Below are 16,571 nucleotides of genomic sequence, written 5' to 3'. Positions count from 1 at the left end.
CCCCTTTTCCCGTTAGTCAATCTTCTGATCGTACAAGAAGTCAACGAGTGCATCTAACTCTTCATCACTGATTTGGCCTTCACCGAAGCCAGGCATGAGCGCGCCTTGTTTCAATTCTTGTGGGTCGCGAATCCATTCTTTCAACTTCTCTTCGTTGTTTTCGAGGTAACCCGCCAACCATTCGCGATCACCAAAGTTCGTCAAGCTCGGCGCGACTTTCCCGCCACCGTGACAGCTCAAGCAGCTCTCGACGTACACGGCCTCACCTGTCGTCAAGTTTTGGTTATCTGCAACGAGGTTTTCTGTGTTCGCGTCTTGCTGTGCTTTCATGTCTTCTAGCCACTGGTCGTACTCTTCTTGCTCGAGTGCGATGACTTTGAAGTCCATGAGTGCGTGTGAAGGTCCGCAAAGCTCGGCACATTTCCCGTAGAACGTACCTGGTTCATTTGCATGCAACCACATCTCGTTATCAAGGCCTGGGTTCGTGTCCGTCTTACCTGACAAGGCCGGTACCCAGAACGAGTGAATGACGTCTTTCGATGTCAAGTTGATGCCGACACGCTTACCGACCGGGATGACGAGTTCTTGACCCGTGACCACGCCTGCGTTCGGATATTCAAATTCCCACCAGTAAAGGTTGGCCGTGACATTGATTTCTTCTTCTTTTTTCGCTTCTTTCGCTTTCGCAAGTTCGACTGTCGTCGTGATCGTCGGAACAGCGAGAATGATGAGCAAGATGATCGGCACGACTGTCCAAATCATCTCGAGCGTGCTGCTTCCTTCGACTTGCTTCGGAATCGATTCATCTTTCCGACGGAATTTCATGAGTACGTACACGTAAATAATCGTTACGATGACAAGTACAAAGAGCATGATTGCCAAACTGATGAGAATGATGCGAAGCTGAATCTCAGCTCCCTCTCCCATCGGCTTCAATGCAGACAATCCCTCTACGCCGCACCCTGATAACAGTAGTGCGAACATCATCATCGGGACGATGCCAAACAGAAACTTCTTAAATGATTTCACAACAATCCCCACTTTCTCCCAAAATGATGTGCAATGGTTTCTTTATAGTGAGTGCGACTATCAAAGTGCCGTCAATACCAGCGTGACAATCCACACGACTAAATAAATCAATGAATAAAAGAACATTTTGTTTGCCCACTTGATCTCATCTTCGGCCTTGAAACCTTTCAAGCCGAGATATAACCAGTAGCCCCCAAGACCGGCCGCGACGATCACGTAAATCAAACCGTAATGCAAGAACAAAAGCGACGCTGGAATGAGTGTCGCGATCCACCAAATGATTTGGCGCTTAGTGATCGCAAAGCCGTTGACGACCGGTAACATCGGAATGCCAGCCGCTCGATACTCCTCGACACGGCGCATGGCGAGCGCGAGGAAGTGTGGCGGTTGCCACAAGAACATGACGAGGAACATGAGCCACGCATCGATATGAAGCGCGGGATCGATGGCTGCCCAACCGATTAGCGGCGGTACCGCTCCGGAGATGCTGCCGACGACCGTGTTCAACGTATGCGTCCGTTTAAGCCACATCGTATAAATAACGACATAAAAAAATGCCCCGATTAAACCGAAGACTGCTGCCACATACGACACGATCAATAAGAGCAATGTCCCAATCGCGAGTTGCGTTAATCCAAGGAGCAAAATCCGTTCTCCCGAAATTTTCCCGGTGACACTTGGTCGGTTGTCTGTACGTCCCATCAAGTAATCGATATCACGGTCCACGAAGTTGTTTAGGTAACAACTCCCGGAGATGACGAGCGCGCTTCCTAACATCGTTAATAAGAGTTGTGGCCAAACTTCAAACAAATAAAGTACTGGCGTATCACTCTGATATGTTGCTGCCACAAAAAAACCGGCGAACACCAACAATAGATTGGCGCGGACGATTCCCATTTTTGCCAGAGCAACATAGTCGCGGAACGAGGCGGATTCTGTATATTCTACTTCTGCCATTGTCCCTGGGTTGACTTTTGTCATACTGACCCCCCTACTAATCACGAAATCCTCGTATTCTTTTCACAGAAAAAACACAATATGAACAAAGTTCACCTAACTCATAACAAAGATACCATATTTTCAAAAAGAATACGTCGTTTATGCTTGTAAAATAGCTAGTTTTTTGTGACAGACGTGTGATGATTGTCACAGCAAAAACGCTACGCTAATACTAGAATAACGATTTTGATAGCGATTGCAAGCTTTTCCGTTTCGTTTTTACGACGTAAAGCCGTATAATAAGTATGGCGAAAAAAATATAAACTGACAAGGCACAATTCTAGTGATTTTTCTCAAAAGCAGGTGGAAACGAATGCATAAAAAACTCGCACTATTTTCAGCACTCGTCACGCTCGGGATGATGCTCGTTCTCATCATGGGTGGAACCGTGACGAAGACCGACTCCGGCGACGGGTGCGGTACAGACTGGCCGCTCTGCCACGGGAAACTGATTCCGACGAACCCGAGCGTCGAGACGATGATCGAGTACAGTCACCGTGTCGTCTCCGGCATCGAGGGTCTCCTCATCATCGCGTTGACGGTTTGGACGTTCGCGGTCGTCAAGAACCGTTATGACGTCAAAGTGTTCGCATTCCTCGCGTTCATTTTTATGCTCATCCAATCGATTATCGGCGCCGGGGCCGTCATCTGGCAACAGTCGGACGCGATTCTCGCGCTCCACTTCGGCATCTCGCTCGTCTCGTTCGCATCGCTGCTCATTCTGACAATCCTCTTGTTCGAAGGAGAACGCGTCCATCGGGCCGTCTCCGAACGATTGAAGATTCACCTTTACGGCTTGACGATTTATACGATGGTCGTCGTCTATACGGGTGCTTACGTCCGTCACCTCGGCGCGACGTATGCGTGCGTCGGCTGGCCGGTCTGTAGCCAAGACGTCTGGACGTTCGAGTCGTACGTCCAAATGGGGCACCGGATCATGGCCGCACTGCTTGTCTTCTATACGCTATACGTGTTGTACTTGGCGCGACGGGAGACGAACCGGCTCGTCGAGACCGGGATGTGGGCATCCTTGTGCTTCATCTTGCTTCAAGTCGGTACGGGGGCGTGGATCGTCCTCGGGGGACATGCCACATACGTGCCGCTCCTCCACGCGTTCTTGATCACCTGCTACTTCGGGATTATCTCGTATTTGGCATATCATGCGTATCGGAGTCAGAAGCAGACGACCGCGCCCGCTCGACAAAAATCAGTTTAATCGAGCACACAAAAAGGAGCGACATTCATCGCTCCTTTTTTCTATGCCTGTTCATTGGGCGTCCTTGAATCGTTCGAGCGCGCGGGCCCGCGCTTCCTTGTGGTCGACAATCGGATCGACGTATCCGTCCCGCTCGGTCAGGTCGGGAAAGTGAATCGCTTTTTTGTCGAAATCGGCGAGTTCAGGGACGTACTTTCGGATGAACGCCCCTTCGCTGTCAAACTTCTCGGACTGTGTCGTCGGATTGAAGATGCGGAAATATGGTACCGCATCCGTCCCGACCGAGGCGGCCCATTGCCAACCCCCGATATTCGAGGCGGCCTCATAGTCGATTAGTTTTTGTTCGAAATAGCGTTCCCCTTTTCGCCAGTCGATCAGCAAATGCTTCGATAAGAACGAGGCGACAATCATCCGGAGCCGGTTGTGCATCCAGCCTGTCTCGTTCAATTGCCGCATCGCCGCGTCGACAATTGGGTACCCCGTCTTCCCCTCACACCAGGCCTGAAAGTTCGCGGCATCGTCTTCCCAGTCGAAGTGCTTATATTTATCATTGAACGGACGGTCTTTCAGTCCCGGGAATTGGACCATGATCATATAATAAAATTCACGCCATAACAACTCGTCATAATACGTGTTGCGCCCGCTCGAGTTCGGCGCTGACAGTACCGCTTCCGCCACGGTGCGGATCGACAGCACCCCGGTCCGAAGATAAGGTGAGAGCCGGCTCGTGCCGGCGATCGCTGGGATATCACGGTTTTCATCGTAGGTATCGATTCGGTTGGCGACAAAATCGCTCAACCGCTGTTTTGCGGCTGCTTCCCCGAGCGCTTTCCACGGCCTCACGCACCGGTCGAACTGACGCTTCAGTTCAGATGGGACATCGTGCCCCGTCGTCACATGACGCTTTAACACATTCACGTCGACCTCATATGGCGCGGGCGGCGTCACCGCATAGGCCGCTTTTTTAAATGGCGTATACACCTTATACGGTTCACCGTCTTTTTTTGTGAACGCGTTCGGCGCGAACAAATGACGGTCCAACAGGCGAATGATTATTACATCTTGCCCGAGCGCCTGGATGACGGCATCATCGCGATGCTTGAACGGTTCGATATACTCGGCGTTGAAATAGAGGGCGTCAAGCTCGCCAAGCGCTTCGACGAACTGCTCGGCCGTGTCGGCAACGATGACACGAAGTGAAAGCCCATACGCACTAAGCTCGTCCATGAACTGTCGCATCGTCGCGAAAAAGTAATCGTGCCGCATCTCGAACGGCTCGCAATAGTTTGGATTGAGCCAAAAGACGAACTCCAGTTCATCGCCTGAAACAGCATCTTTCAATACCCGGTGTAACATATGATTATCAGTCAATCGAAAATCCGATCGAAACCAACAGACTCGTCTCATCTCTTCCACTCCTATCTAAAAAAGAAGCATAGACGCGCTATGCTTCTTTCCATTATACAAACTCAATCAATAAGTCGTCACTTTGGATTGTGTCGCCTTCTTTAATATGGACCGCTTTGACCTCACCGTCTTGAGCGGCTTGGACCGTCGTCTCCATCTTCATCGCTTCCGTGACGATGAGCTGTTCCCCGCGATGGACACGGCTGCCCGGTTCGACGAGTACTTTCAACACCGATCCCGGCATTGAGGCACCGACTTGTTTCGGGTTCGTCCGGTCGACTTTCGGACGGCTCGTCGTCGCCGACTTCACGTTCACGTCCTTGATTTCGATTTCACGCGGTACCCCGTTCATCTCATACGAGACGAGACGGATGCCGTCCTCGTTCGCCGCACTGATTTGAACGAGTTTGATGATGAGCGTCTTCCCGGTCTCGATTTCGACTTGAATCGTCTCCCCGACGTTCAAGCCGTAGAAGAACGTCAACGTGTCGAGGACGGATACATCGCCATACGTTGTCGAATGGGTCACGTAATCTTCGAACACTTTCGGATACAACGCGTTCGAGAGCAGTTCGAAGTCCGTCACTGGACGCTCGAGCTTCTCGAACAACTTCGTCTGCGCCGCCTTGAAATCATACGGTTCAATCAGTTTACCCGGACGTACATCGAGCGGTTTCTCACCTTTCAAGATGGCTTGTTGCACGTCAATCGGGAATCCGCCTGGAGGCGTGCCGAGCTCCCCACGCATCATTTCGACGACCGAGTCTGGGAAGTCGAGTTGATGACCCCGCTCGACCACATCTTGTTCACTCAAGTTATGTTGGACCATGTACAGTGCCATGTCCCCGACGACTTTAGACGACGGCGTCACTTTGACGATATCGCCGAACAACATGTTGACGCGGGCGTACATCGCTTTGACTTCGCTCCAACGGTCGCCTAAGCCGACCGCTTTCGCTTGTTGTTGCAAGTTCGAATATTGACCGCCCGGCATCTCATGCTCATACACCGATGGGTTTGAAGCACGCATGTCGCTCTCGAACGGCTCATAGTTATGACGCACGTCTTGCCAGTAGTCGCTGATGACCTCGTAATGCTTCGCATCGATTTTCGGTTGACGCGCGTGGTGGTCAAGCGCATAAATCAAGCTGCCGCCTGAAGGTTGTGACGTCATGCCTGACATCGAGCTCGCGGCCACGTCGACGATATCGACACCTGCATCCGTCGCCCGGGCATACGTGAAGATCCCGTTGCCGGAAGCGTCGTGCGTGTGCAGGTGGATCGGCAAGTCGACGGCATCTTTCAAAGCCGAGACGAGCGCGTACGCCGACTCCGGTTTGAGCAGGCCGGCCATGTCCTTGATGGCAAGGATGTGGGCCCCGCTCGCTTCGAGTTTCTTCGCCAAATCGACGTAATACGGCAAGTGATACTTCGGACGGTTGCCGTCATATAAGTCGCCCGTATAACACACCGCCGCCTCGGCGACTTTTCCGGTCGGTAACGTCGCGTCGATCGCGAGTTGAATCGACTCGAGGTTGTTCAAGCTGTCGAAGATCCGGAACACATCGACACCCGCATAGGCCGCCTCGTGGACGAACTTCTCGATGACGTTGTCGGCATAGTTCTTATACCCGACCGCGTTCGCGCCGCGAAGCAACATTTGAATCAAGACGTTCGGCATTTTCTCGCGGAGACGCATGAGACGAACCCACGGGTCTTCTGAGAGGAAGCGATAGGCGACGTCGAACGTGGCCCCGCCCCATGCCTCGACCGAGAATAGCTCCGGCATGAGCTTGCTCGTCGGTTCGGCGATATTGATGATGTCTTGTGTCCGCATCCGTGTCGCAAGCAGCGACTGGTGCGCATCACGCATCGTCGTATCCGTCAACAACAGTTCAGGTTGTCGTTTGATCCAATCGGCAAGGCCGTCCGGGCCGAGCTCCGTTAAAATCTGTTTCGTGCCCGGTTTCGCTTCGGCCGGAAGGTCATGCGGAATCCGAACCGAGCGGCTGATCGGCTTATCTTTCAATCCGACGCCCGGGAATCCGTTCACCGTGACGTCGCCGATATAGTTGAGAAGTTTCGTCCCGCGGTCTTTCCGTTTCGGGAAGACGAACAGTTCTGGCGTCTCGTCGATGAACGACGTGTTGTAGTCACCGCTGATGAAGTTCTGGTGCTTCATCACGTTGATCAAGAACGGAATGTTCGTCTTGATGCCACGGATCCGGAACTCGTTCAAGTTACGGACCATCTTCGAAGCGGCCTGTTCGAACGTCATGCCGTGCGTCGACAATTTTACGAGTAGCGAGTCGTAATACGGCGAGATCTCGGCACCGACGTAGGCGTTCCCGCCGTCGAGTCGGACCCCGAAGCCGCCTGGTGAACGATACGCCATGATTTTGCCCGTGTCTGGCATAAAGTTGTTGCCTGGGTCTTCTGACGTGACGCGTGACTGGATCGCATACCCGAGCAATTTGATATCTTCTTGTTTCGGCATATGGATGACGTCGCCATGTAGCGACTCGCCTTGGGCGATCATGAGCTGCGTCTGCACGATATCGAACCCGGTCACCATCTCGGTGATCGTATGCTCGACTTGGATACGCGGGTTGACTTCAATAAAGTAGAACGACTCGTCTTCCGTGACGAGGAATTCGACCGTACCGGCGTTGATGTAGCCGACGTGGCGCATGAGCTTCACGGCCGCGTCACAGATGGCTTGGCGTGACGCATCCGACAACGTCACACACGGTGCGACTTCGACGACTTTTTGGTGTCGGCGCTGGACCGAGCAATCGCGTTCGAACAAGTGAATGATGTTCCCGTGGTCATCCCCGAGGATTTGGACCTCGATGTGTTTCGGGCGTTCCACTAATTTTTCTATGTACACTTCGTCTGAACCGAACGCTTGCTTCGCTTCTGACTTGGCACGTTCAATCAAATCTTTCATCTCGGCTTCCGTACGGATGACACGCATCCCGCGGCCACCTCCGCCCATCGCGGCTTTGACCATGAGTGGGAACCCATGCTCGTTCGCAAACTCTAAGGCATCCTCGTAAGACGTGAGCGGTCCGTTCGACCCTGGAATGACCGGGAGACCGGCCGCGATCGCATTTTGACGGGCCCGAACTTTATCCCCGAACGCATGAAGATGCGATTCATTCGGACCGACGAAGATGATACCTTCTTCGCGGCAACGACGTGCGAGTTCGATGTTCTCAGACAAAAATCCGTATCCTGGGTGAATCGCGTCAGCCCCCGACTGTTTCGCGATTCGAATCACGTCCTCGATATCGAGATAGGCGTCAATCGGCTTTTTATCGAGACCGATCAAATATGCCTCATCCGCTTTAAAGCGGTGTAACGAGCCGCTGTCTTCTTGAGAATAGACGGCGACCGTTCGCATCCCTAATTCAGTAGCGGCACGGAATACGCGAATGGCGATCTCTCCACGGTTTGCGACGAGTAATTTGCTAATTGATTTCAACATAAATCCCCCCATTTAAGTAGTTCAATCCTTTTTACCTGACAACATGCAATGATGAATTCTGAACGTTCTCGGCAGATTTTTCCCGAATCTCAGCCCGTCTCGTTGCTTCCCGGTGCCGGTTTCGCATCGAGATGCTGCTGAGCACACCGAGAATGCCCATCGTCATGATGAGTGACGTCCCCCCGTAACTGACGAGCGGGAGCGTGACCCCCGTCCCCGGGAACCAACCGGACATCGCCCCGATATTGATTCCGGTTTGAACCATGATCTGGGCTGCGATACCGAACGCGACGAACATCGCGAAGTGGGTATCGCTATGATTGGCGATATTGACCGCTCGGAACGCGATGAAAAAGAGCAAGACTAGAACGACGACGACCCCGACGAAGCCGAGCTCTTCGGCGATGATCGACATGATGTAATCCGTCTCTGGTTCGGGCAGATACCCATACTTCTGATAACTGTTGCCTAGACCGACACCGGTCAAGCCACCATGCACAATCGAGATGATCGACATGAGCAATTGATGGCCATAGCCTTCAGGATCCATGAACGGATTGAAGACGACTTGAATCCGGCTTTGTTGGTTTTCGGAGAAAATCGTCGAATACATGACATAAACTAATCCGAGGCCGCCCATGACAGCAGGAATGATAATCCGTAGCGGGGCTCCGGCAGCAAGCCAAATCATGAACATGATGGCACCAAGAACGAACAGTCCGCCCATGTCCGGCTGACCATAAATCGCAATCGCGAACGGGAAAAAATAAAACAAGCCCGGAATGATGAAAAAAGAACCGATTTGGGCGCGAATTTTTTTCTTGTCAATCGCCGCGCGCGCAACTCGGCCCGGCCATCCCGTCAGCTCACGGTTCCATAACTCATGATAATAATTAGCAAGCAATAAAATTAACACAAATTTAGCAATTTCGATTGGTTGGATCGTAAAACCTCCGATAATGAGCCAAGCCCGTGCCCCGTTGAGCGGTGGCATCGCCCACGTAATAAACAAGAGAATGACCGAGAACGCATATAGGCTTCGCAACACGTTCTTTTTGCGGAAATTTTCATACCGAAACATCGATGCAATCAAATAGACGACAATCCCAAATCCCGCATAGAACAGTTGACGATAAAACAAGCTGCTGTTCGCGTAATCGCCGCGATTCCATACGCTCGCACTGTAAATCATGATCGAGCTGATTCCGACGAGCATGAGCACGGCAATGAACAATGAGAAATCAAAGTACCGAAACCGAGTTTTCATGTTTTTCACTTCCTTATGTACAACAATCCTTGACCTATTATAAAAAAATACTCAAACAGCGCCGCTTGCACAGTTTGAGTATAAGGTTCATAAATCTGAAGCTTCCGCGAGGGCGGACAGCTTTTGTTCCAATGAATCGAGCAGTCCTTTACCTTCAATGTCTGAAATGAGTCCAAGACGGACCGCAAAATCAATTTGGCGTGATAGACCGAACATATGTGTATCAAGCACCTCTTCATAAAGCGGGCACTTCGGCATTTTTAGGTTTTCTAACTGCACTTCAATCAAACAACGGATTTTTTCAGCGTCTGCCTCTAATAGTTGAAGCGCTTGCTCCCGTTGGACTGCAGCCAAATTTGTCGCCACTACGACCCCTCCTCCGTACAATGACAGACTGTTTGTCATAACTCAACTGTACATTATATTTCATCATAATTCAACGAACAGTCTGGATTCACTACGAGTTTCTCGCAGTTTCCCTTTTTCCCCGGAAGAGCTGTATAATGTACAGTGTATCGTGAATAAAGGGGGCGTATCAATGATTTTTCCACTAGACGGAGCGGTTCGTCACGCGTTGACGATCGACCCGACCGTATGGATTTTTGACGACCGCAAGCGGAACGTCGAAGAGCTCGACCGCACTGTCGAGAATGATAATGAAGCATATTATGCCAAAATGGGGAAGGCATGGGACGACGGCTTGACGCAAGGGACACGTGTCGACCACAATAAACCGATGACTCGGGCCGATAAAGATGCGGCGCTGCGCGACTCGTTCGCGATGCCGTTCGCCCCGTTTCTGCAAAACGCTGAACCGATCGCTACGGCGACACACGTTAGCTTTTATGGAGAATCGGTGCTTACACTACCGATTGATGAAGCGCGCACCGTCTATCTTCAGTTCTCGAAAGACGGAAAAGTGCTCGCGGACGGGCCAGTATACGTCTTGCATAATCAGCAAGTTCTGCGCAGCGTTCATCATATCGCGGTGCGGACAGAAGCATGATTGAGAAGGCCATTGTGCCTTCTCCTTTTTTTTGGACTTTTTACTTCACAAAGTGTAACATATAGGTTATGGAAAAACTTCAAGCTTGAAAGGTCGTGACGCTTACGTACCCCTTATGGAAGAAAAATTTAATCATCGTCTGGATCGGTAGCTTTTTGACGGCGGCCTCGATGAGCCTCGTCTTGCCGTTCCTCCCCTTGTTCATCGAAGAGCTCGGGGTCACGAATCCCGATCACGTCGTCACTTGGTCAGCTGTCGCTTTCGGCGCCACGTTCCTCGTGGCCGCCATCGTCTCCCCACTTTGGGGACGGCTCGCCGACCAAAAAGGGCGCAAACTGATGCTCATTCGGGCCAGTCTCGGCATGGCCGTCGTGATGACGCTCATCAGCTTCGTTCAAGATGTGTATCAGCTCGTCGGACTTCGGCTCCTCATGGGCGCCGTCTCCGGATTCATCTCGGCGGGAATCACCCTCGTCGCTTCACAAACGCCAAAAGAGAAAAGTGGCTGGGCGCTCGGTACCTTGTCGACCGGTGGGATCACCGGCGGACTCCTCGGTCCCTTGATCGGCGGACTCCTTGCAGACCTGATTGGGCTTCGACCCGTTTTTCTCTTGACCGGCAGCGCCTTGTTCATCACGTTTCTCATCACACTCGTGTTCGTCAAAGAGGACTTCGTCCCGGTGGCGCGCGAGCGGCTTGATTCGACGAGATCGATCATCGCCTCGCTCCGTCACCCGCAACTCATCTTCAGCCTGTTTTTGACGACGTTCTTAATCACGTTCTCGGCCCAATCGATTGGCCCGCTCTTAACACTGTACGTCCGTGAATTAAACCCGTATACGACGTCGCTCGCCTTTATCGCAGGCATCGTCGCCTCGGCACCGGGTGTGGCCGCGCTCATTTCCGCCCAGCGTCTTGGACGGCTCTCCGACCGGTACGGGGCCGAACGTATCCTGTTCTGGGCGCTCATCATTTATAGTGCCTTCTTGATTCCGCAGGCGTTCGTGACGTCGACGACACAACTCGTCGTACTACGATTCGGCCTCGGTTTCGCCACCGCGGCGCTCATGCCCTCGGTGCAGTCGCTCCTCCGGCAACATACACCGAGCCGCGCGGCCGGTCGCATCTTCTCTTACAATCAGTCGGCCCAATTCATGGGGAATTTGCTCGGACCGTTATTCGGTTCGCAAGTCGTCGCCTATTTCGGCTTCTCTGCACTGTTTATCGTGACCGGTCTGATCATGCTGACGAACGCCTTCCTGGAAAAATCGAACGTACAAGTCGCACTTCATCCGAACACAAAATAAACGCCGAGCGGCTTGCTCGGCGTTTTTCGTTATAGTAAATCGGCGGCCAACCGGGCGAGCGACGAGCGCTCTCCTTTGATGAGTTGGACGTGGCCGAATACGTTTTGGCCTTTGAACCGTTCGACGGCGTACGTGAGACCGTTCGAATATTCATCCAGATATGGGTGATCGATTTGATACGGGTCGCCGACGAGGACGATTTTCGAGTTCTCCCCGACCCGGGTCAGAATCGTCTTGATCTCGTGTTTCGTCAAATTCTGGGCCTCATCGATGATGATGAACTGATCCGGCATGCTACGGCCACGGATATACGTGAGCGCCTCGAGTTGAATCGATTTGATGCCGGCCAAGATGTTCCCGAGCTCGTCTTTCGAATTAGCGTTGAACAAGAACTCCAAGTTGTCATAAATCGGTTGCATCCACGGCCGGAGCTTCTCTTCCATTTCCCCCGGTAGATAGCCGATATCATTCCCCATCGGGACGACCGGACGGGCGACGACGAGTTTATTGAACCGGCGTTCGTCTTCGACGAGCGACAGCCCCGCCGCGAGCGCGAGCAACGTCTTCCCGGTCCCGGCTTTCCCGAGCAGTGTCACGAACGGGATATCGTCCCGAAGCAACAAGTCGAGCGCCATCCGTTGCTGGACGTTACGGGGGTGGATGCCCCAGACGTGTTCGACGTCTAGCGAGAGCGGGCGAAGGATCGGCTGCAACGCATCGACGACCGCGATTGCGCTCGCTTTTGAGACGTTACTTTTTAAAACGACGAATGAGTTCGGGTACAGCTGATTTTTTGAAATGGCCGCCAATGGAAGCTGACGGACTTTATAAAATTCATCGATGACGGCTTGATCGACTTCGATTTCACGATAGCCGGTGTACAAGTTCGTCGTATCGACGATATGGTCGGTCAAATAATCCTCGGCTTCAATGCCGATGGCGTCCGCTTTGACGCGGACAAGTATATCTTTCGAGACGACGACGACTTTACGTGTCCGGTCGTTCTCATATTGTTTCATCAGTCCGAGTGCCACGGTCAAAATGCGATTATCATTCGTCATGACGTCGAACGGGAAATCGATGGTATGCTCGTGACCGATCTCGACGAACAGTCGTCCGCCATTCTCGAGCGGCACCCCGTCATGCAGTTTACCGGTCGTACGGAGTTGGTCGAGCACACGCGCCGTTTCCCGTGCGTTGCGGCCGACCTCGTCCATATTTCGTTTTTTGCCGTCAAGCTCTTCTAATACGATAGCGGGGATGACGACATCGTGCTCATCAAATTGGAATAAGGATAACGGATCGTGTAAGAGTACGTTCGTATCGAGCACATATGTTTTTTTCATAGACTTTGCCGCCCCTCGAAAATTGTTGGTGATCAAGAATTCAAACTTTCCTTGACTTCACGGTCCAACTTTTCTGCTGCTACGACATCGTACGTCTTGACGATGTCCGGTTGTCCATAACTCGCCCCGTAAAAAGAGATGTTGCGGACCTCCTCGACTTTCCCTTCAAAAAAGCGAAGGTGTAGCGCCGGCTTCACGCTCGGCTCGAACTCATGCACGTGGGACAAGGCGATGCTGTAGGCAAGACCTCCCTCTATAAAGATGAGACTTGCTGTTTTCTCGTTTGTGAGTAACGTGATTACATGTGAATTCTTCGTTAACGCTAAGCGAATCGTCATCTCATTCGGCGCTTGCACCCAGCTGATCGCATGTGTGATCGGCCACCGTTTCGGCTCGTCAAATGTGATTAAAAACGTCAATGGCATCTCGTTCAATGTGTCTTGTTGCGTCCTCGATAGTTCGAACGCCGCTTTACTCGCCATGTACTCCCCTCCTCCCGAACGGGTATACAAATGGATTCGCTCTTACAAACCTCTTTCCCTGCTTTTCTCTCCTAAAATCATGCTATAATCAACAAAGAGGAAGGTGAGACCATGCGCGTAAAGTGCTCTCTTTGTGATAAAATCGATACGATTGATTCGTGGTCGTTCGAAGCGAAACGACTTCGTAACAAACCTGCTAAAACGTATATGTGCCGGGCGTGTCAAGAACGGATCACCGCGCGAACCGCGGAGCGTGCCGCGACCGGCCAATTCCACCTATATCCATCGTTCCGTCAAAAACGGAGATGGTAATCAAAAATGGACGTATCGCCCTCGGGCAATACGTCCATTTTTAATGTGATTCGACGCCTTGTCGACGGTTCCACCAGAGGCGGCCCCGGTAAATGGCCAAGACGACAGCCATGACAAGGAGAACTTCTGGAATCGGCCACGTGAAGAAAACGAGCGCCATCGTGCCTGCCCCGAGTGCGAGCAGCATATAGACGACGAGTGACTTCCACCACGTCAATTGTTTGGCAAAACCTAATTTAAACACAAGGATCGTCAATAAGATGACCGTGATGATTAACGCGTTGAATCCGACCGAGAAGTCGTTCGCGTCACTGCCGACGCCAAGTAGCGAGGCAATCCACGGCACATCGATTTGTGTGATGTCCATCGTTTGAGAAGCTTTCAAGCTGATAATCCCCCTTTATTTCCTTCACAACCATTCTACACTATCCAAAACAAAAGGGAACGCCTAGGCGCTCCCTTTTTTCTGACTTATTCTTTACCAAGTTTACGACGCTTGTCAGCTTTCTCGCGCTCGTTCTTGTTCAAGACTTTTTTACGGAGACGGATTGACTCCGGCGTGATTTCACAGTACTCGTCATCGTTCAAAAACGTGAGCGATTCTTCGAGTGAGAAGACGCGTGGACGTTTCAAGACTTGTGTCGAGTCTTTTGATGAAGCACGCATGTTCGTCAACTGTTTTCCTTTGACGGCGTTGATCGCGAGATCGACGTCGCGGTTACATTCACCGATGATCATGCCCTCGTATACATCCGTACCTGGCTCGATGAAAATCGTTCCACGGTCTTCAAGCGCACCGATCGAGTAAGCCGTAGACTTACCAGGCTCGATACAAACCATAACACCGCTGCGGCGGCCGCCGATGTCAGCAGAGATGAACGGACGGTACTCTTCGAACGTGTGGTTCAAGATTCCGTACCCGCGTGTTGCTGACAAGAACTCGTTACGATATCCGATGAGACCACGTGAAGGAACGATGAATTCCATCCGCGTTTGACCGTTGTCGTTCGTGTTCATGTTGGCAAGTTCACCTTTACGGAGACCGATTGACTCCATGACTGAACCAGTGTACTCTTCAGGCACGTCAATGATGACACGTTCGAACGGCTCAATTTTCGTACCATCTTCGTCTTCACGGATGATAACTTGTGGTTTCGAAACTTGAAGCTCGTACCCTTCACGACGCATGTTCTCGATCAAGATCCCAAGGTGAAGCTCACCGCGTCCTGATACAATCCATTGGTCAGGAGAATCTGTGTTCTCGACACGGAGTGAAACGTCCGTCTCAAGTTGTTTCATCAAACGCTCTTCGATTTTACGTGCAGTCACGAAATCGCCTTCGCGTCCTGCGAATGGAGAGTTGTTCGTCATGAAACGCATTTGAAGCGTCGGCTCATCGATGCGAAGGAGAGGAAGCGGCTCTTCTTTACCAACTGGCGTCACCGTTTCACCGACGTTGATATCTTCCATTCCGGCGATGGCGATCAAGTCACCAGCTTTGGCTTCTTCGATTTCAACACGTTTGAGGCCGAAGTAACCGAACAGTTTCGTGACGCGGAGTTGTTTGATTGAACCGTCTGTTTTGCAGAGCGACACTGACTCGCCGACTTTGATTTTCCCACGGAAGACACGACCGACACCGATTCGGCCGAGGTAGTTGTCATAGTCGAGCATCGTGACTTGGAACTGGAGCGGCTCATCCGAGTTATCGATTGGTGCCGGTGTGTTCTCAAGAATCGTGTCGAGCACGTACGTGATTGTATCTTCTTGCTTCTCTGGATCAGGATCGAACGAACTTGAACCGCTGACAGCAGACGTATAGACGACAGGGAATTCAAGTTGATCTTCATCTGCTCCAAGGTCAATCAACAAGTCGACAACTTCATCGACGACGTCGAGCGGGCGTACCATCGGTTTGTCGATTTTGTTGACGACAACGATTGGACGGAGACCTTGGTCGAGTGCTTTCTTCAATACGAAACGCGTTTGTGGCATGCAGCCTTCACGTGCATCGACGACGAGGATAACGCCGTCAACCATACGCATGATCCGCTCAACTTCACCACCGAAGTCGGCGTGACCTGGTGTATCAACGATGTTGATGCGTGTGTCTTTATAATCGATCGCCGTGTTTTTCGCGAGAATTGTGATTCCGCGCTCACGTTCGATGTCATTCGAGTCCATGGCGCGTTCTGCGACCATTTCGTTTGTCCGGAAAGTACCAGACTGTTTCAATAATTCATCGACGAGCGTTGTTTTACCGTGGTCAACGTGGGCGATGATGGCTACGTTCCGAAGGTTAGTTCTTACATTCATGTAGTTAGTCCTCTCTTATTTAAAAAAGTTTCATCCTTTGTTCAACTTTAAGAGTATAGCACACGTCCTACCACCTTTGTCGAGTGTTATCAACTGTTAGCGTTTCCAAACGCACCATTTTTGACTACAATAAAGGGGACTAGCGAAAAAAGGGGGAATCTTCATGCAACTCATGTTCGTTTTAATCGCGACCGCGGTCGTCGCCGGTTTCGTCGGCATCGGAATCGGGGTGGCCGAAGGAAGTGCCGCCATCATCATCGGCAGTCTTGCCTTGAGCGGCATCGCTACGTTCTTTGGAATCAACTTGCGCCGTCGCGTCCTCTCGAACCGACGTCCATAATACAAGGCCCGGGCAAAACGCCCGGGCCTTGTATTATGAGCTTGTTCTTCTGCC

The 16,571-nt window shown here is 51.7% G+C and carries 15 protein-coding genes; 5 read left to right on the top strand and 10 right to left on the bottom strand.

All coding sequences use genetic code 11. The features are described 5' to 3' along the window. Positions 1-12 precede the first annotated feature (12 nt). Together coxB and cyoE are read right to left on the bottom strand one after the other, a co-directional pair. Complete coding sequence (gene coxB / locus DPV68_RS03600; RefSeq protein WP_232819479.1) at positions 13-1,029, bottom strand: cytochrome c oxidase subunit II; 1,017 nt, start codon at positions 1,027-1,029, stop codon at positions 13-15. Between the two features lie 60 nt (positions 1,030-1,089). After that, positions 1,090-2,010, bottom strand: a complete 921-nt coding sequence (gene cyoE / locus DPV68_RS03595; RefSeq protein ID WP_034777042.1) for a heme o synthase — start codon at positions 2,008-2,010, stop codon at positions 1,090-1,092. Between the two features lie 331 nt (positions 2,011-2,341). On the opposite strand from cyoE, the gene DPV68_RS03590 reads away from it, so the two are divergent. Further along, the gene (locus tag DPV68_RS03590; protein ID WP_114165458.1) at positions 2,342-3,244 is read left to right on the top strand and encodes a COX15/CtaA family protein; all 903 of its coding nucleotides are present in this window, start codon (positions 2,342-2,344) and stop codon (positions 3,242-3,244) included. 51 nt (positions 3,245-3,295) lie between these two features. Here DPV68_RS03590 and DPV68_RS03585 read toward each other — a convergent pair whose 3' ends face one another. The 4 genes from DPV68_RS03585 to DPV68_RS03570 all read right to left on the bottom strand — a co-directional run bounded on the left by DPV68_RS03585 (position 3,296) and on the right by DPV68_RS03570 (position 9,774). Next, positions 3,296-4,651 (bottom strand): cryptochrome/photolyase family protein, encoded by a 1,356-nt coding sequence (locus DPV68_RS03585; RefSeq protein ID WP_114165457.1) that lies wholly within the window; start codon positions 4,649-4,651, stop codon positions 3,296-3,298. 52 nt (positions 4,652-4,703) lie between these two features. Continuing rightward, a complete protein-coding gene (locus tag DPV68_RS03580; protein ID WP_114165456.1) occupies positions 4,704-8,141 on the bottom strand; it encodes a pyruvate carboxylase in 3,438 nt (1,145 codons plus the stop codon). Positions 8,142-8,172: 31 nt separating this feature from the next. Beyond that, positions 8,173-9,408: an FtsW/RodA/SpoVE family cell cycle protein gene (locus tag DPV68_RS03575; protein WP_114165455.1), complete on the bottom strand. Its 1,236-nt coding sequence runs from the start codon at positions 9,406-9,408 to the stop codon at positions 8,173-8,175. A gap of 87 nt (positions 9,409-9,495) precedes the next feature. After that, positions 9,496-9,774 carry an Fpa/YlaN family protein gene (locus DPV68_RS03570; protein ID WP_021067011.1) on the bottom strand — a complete coding sequence of 93 codons (279 nt, stop codon included), beginning with the start codon at positions 9,772-9,774 and terminating at the stop codon, positions 9,496-9,498. A 172-nt stretch (positions 9,775-9,946) separates the two neighbouring features. On the opposite strand from DPV68_RS03570, the gene DPV68_RS03565 reads away from it, so the two are divergent. Together DPV68_RS03565 and DPV68_RS03560 are read left to right on the top strand one after the other, a co-directional pair. Further along, positions 9,947-10,414, top strand: coding sequence for a hypothetical protein (locus tag DPV68_RS03565; RefSeq protein WP_114165454.1), 468 nt, complete (start codon positions 9,947-9,949; stop codon positions 10,412-10,414). Positions 10,415-10,509: 95 nt separating this feature from the next. After that, positions 10,510-11,721, top strand: a complete 1,212-nt coding sequence (locus DPV68_RS03560; RefSeq protein ID WP_232819478.1) for a multidrug efflux MFS transporter — start codon at positions 10,510-10,512, stop codon at positions 11,719-11,721. Between the two features lie 29 nt (positions 11,722-11,750). Here the strand turns inward: DPV68_RS03560 and DPV68_RS03555 are convergent, their stop codons facing one another. Beyond that, on the bottom strand, positions 11,751-13,067 hold the full coding sequence (locus tag DPV68_RS03555; RefSeq protein ID WP_114165453.1) for a PhoH family protein: 1,317 nt from the start codon (positions 13,065-13,067) through the stop codon (positions 11,751-11,753). A gap of 32 nt (positions 13,068-13,099) precedes the next feature. Further along, the gene (locus tag DPV68_RS03550; protein WP_114165452.1) at positions 13,100-13,549 is read right to left on the bottom strand and encodes a PNPOx family protein; all 450 of its coding nucleotides are present in this window, start codon (positions 13,547-13,549) and stop codon (positions 13,100-13,102) included. A 111-nt stretch (positions 13,550-13,660) separates the two neighbouring features. Between DPV68_RS03550 and DPV68_RS03545 the strand changes: the two genes are divergently transcribed. Beyond that, positions 13,661-13,861 (top strand): YlaI family protein, encoded by a 201-nt coding sequence (locus DPV68_RS03545; RefSeq protein WP_114165451.1) that lies wholly within the window; start codon positions 13,661-13,663, stop codon positions 13,859-13,861. A 40-nt stretch (positions 13,862-13,901) separates the two neighbouring features. Here the strand turns inward: DPV68_RS03545 and DPV68_RS03540 are convergent, their stop codons facing one another. Further along, the gene (locus tag DPV68_RS03540) at positions 13,902-14,228 is read right to left on the bottom strand and encodes a YlaH-like family protein (protein WP_114165619.1); all 327 of its coding nucleotides are present in this window, start codon (positions 14,226-14,228) and stop codon (positions 13,902-13,904) included. 104 nt (positions 14,229-14,332) lie between these two features. Next, positions 14,333-16,177: a translational GTPase TypA gene (gene typA, locus DPV68_RS03535; RefSeq protein WP_114165450.1), complete on the bottom strand. Its 1,845-nt coding sequence runs from the start codon at positions 16,175-16,177 to the stop codon at positions 14,333-14,335. Between the two features lie 163 nt (positions 16,178-16,340). Between typA and DPV68_RS14955 the strand changes: the two genes are divergently transcribed. Beyond that, the gene (locus DPV68_RS14955) at positions 16,341-16,517 is read left to right on the top strand and encodes a hypothetical protein (protein ID WP_021067003.1); all 177 of its coding nucleotides are present in this window, start codon (positions 16,341-16,343) and stop codon (positions 16,515-16,517) included. Positions 16,518-16,571: the final 54 nt, after the last annotated feature.

It is taken from the genome of Exiguobacterium sp. TNDT2 (assembly GCF_003331145.1).
Lineage (GTDB): Bacteria > Bacillota > Bacilli > Exiguobacteriales > Exiguobacteriaceae > Exiguobacterium.
This window is presented reverse-complemented; position numbering and strand designations above follow the sequence as displayed.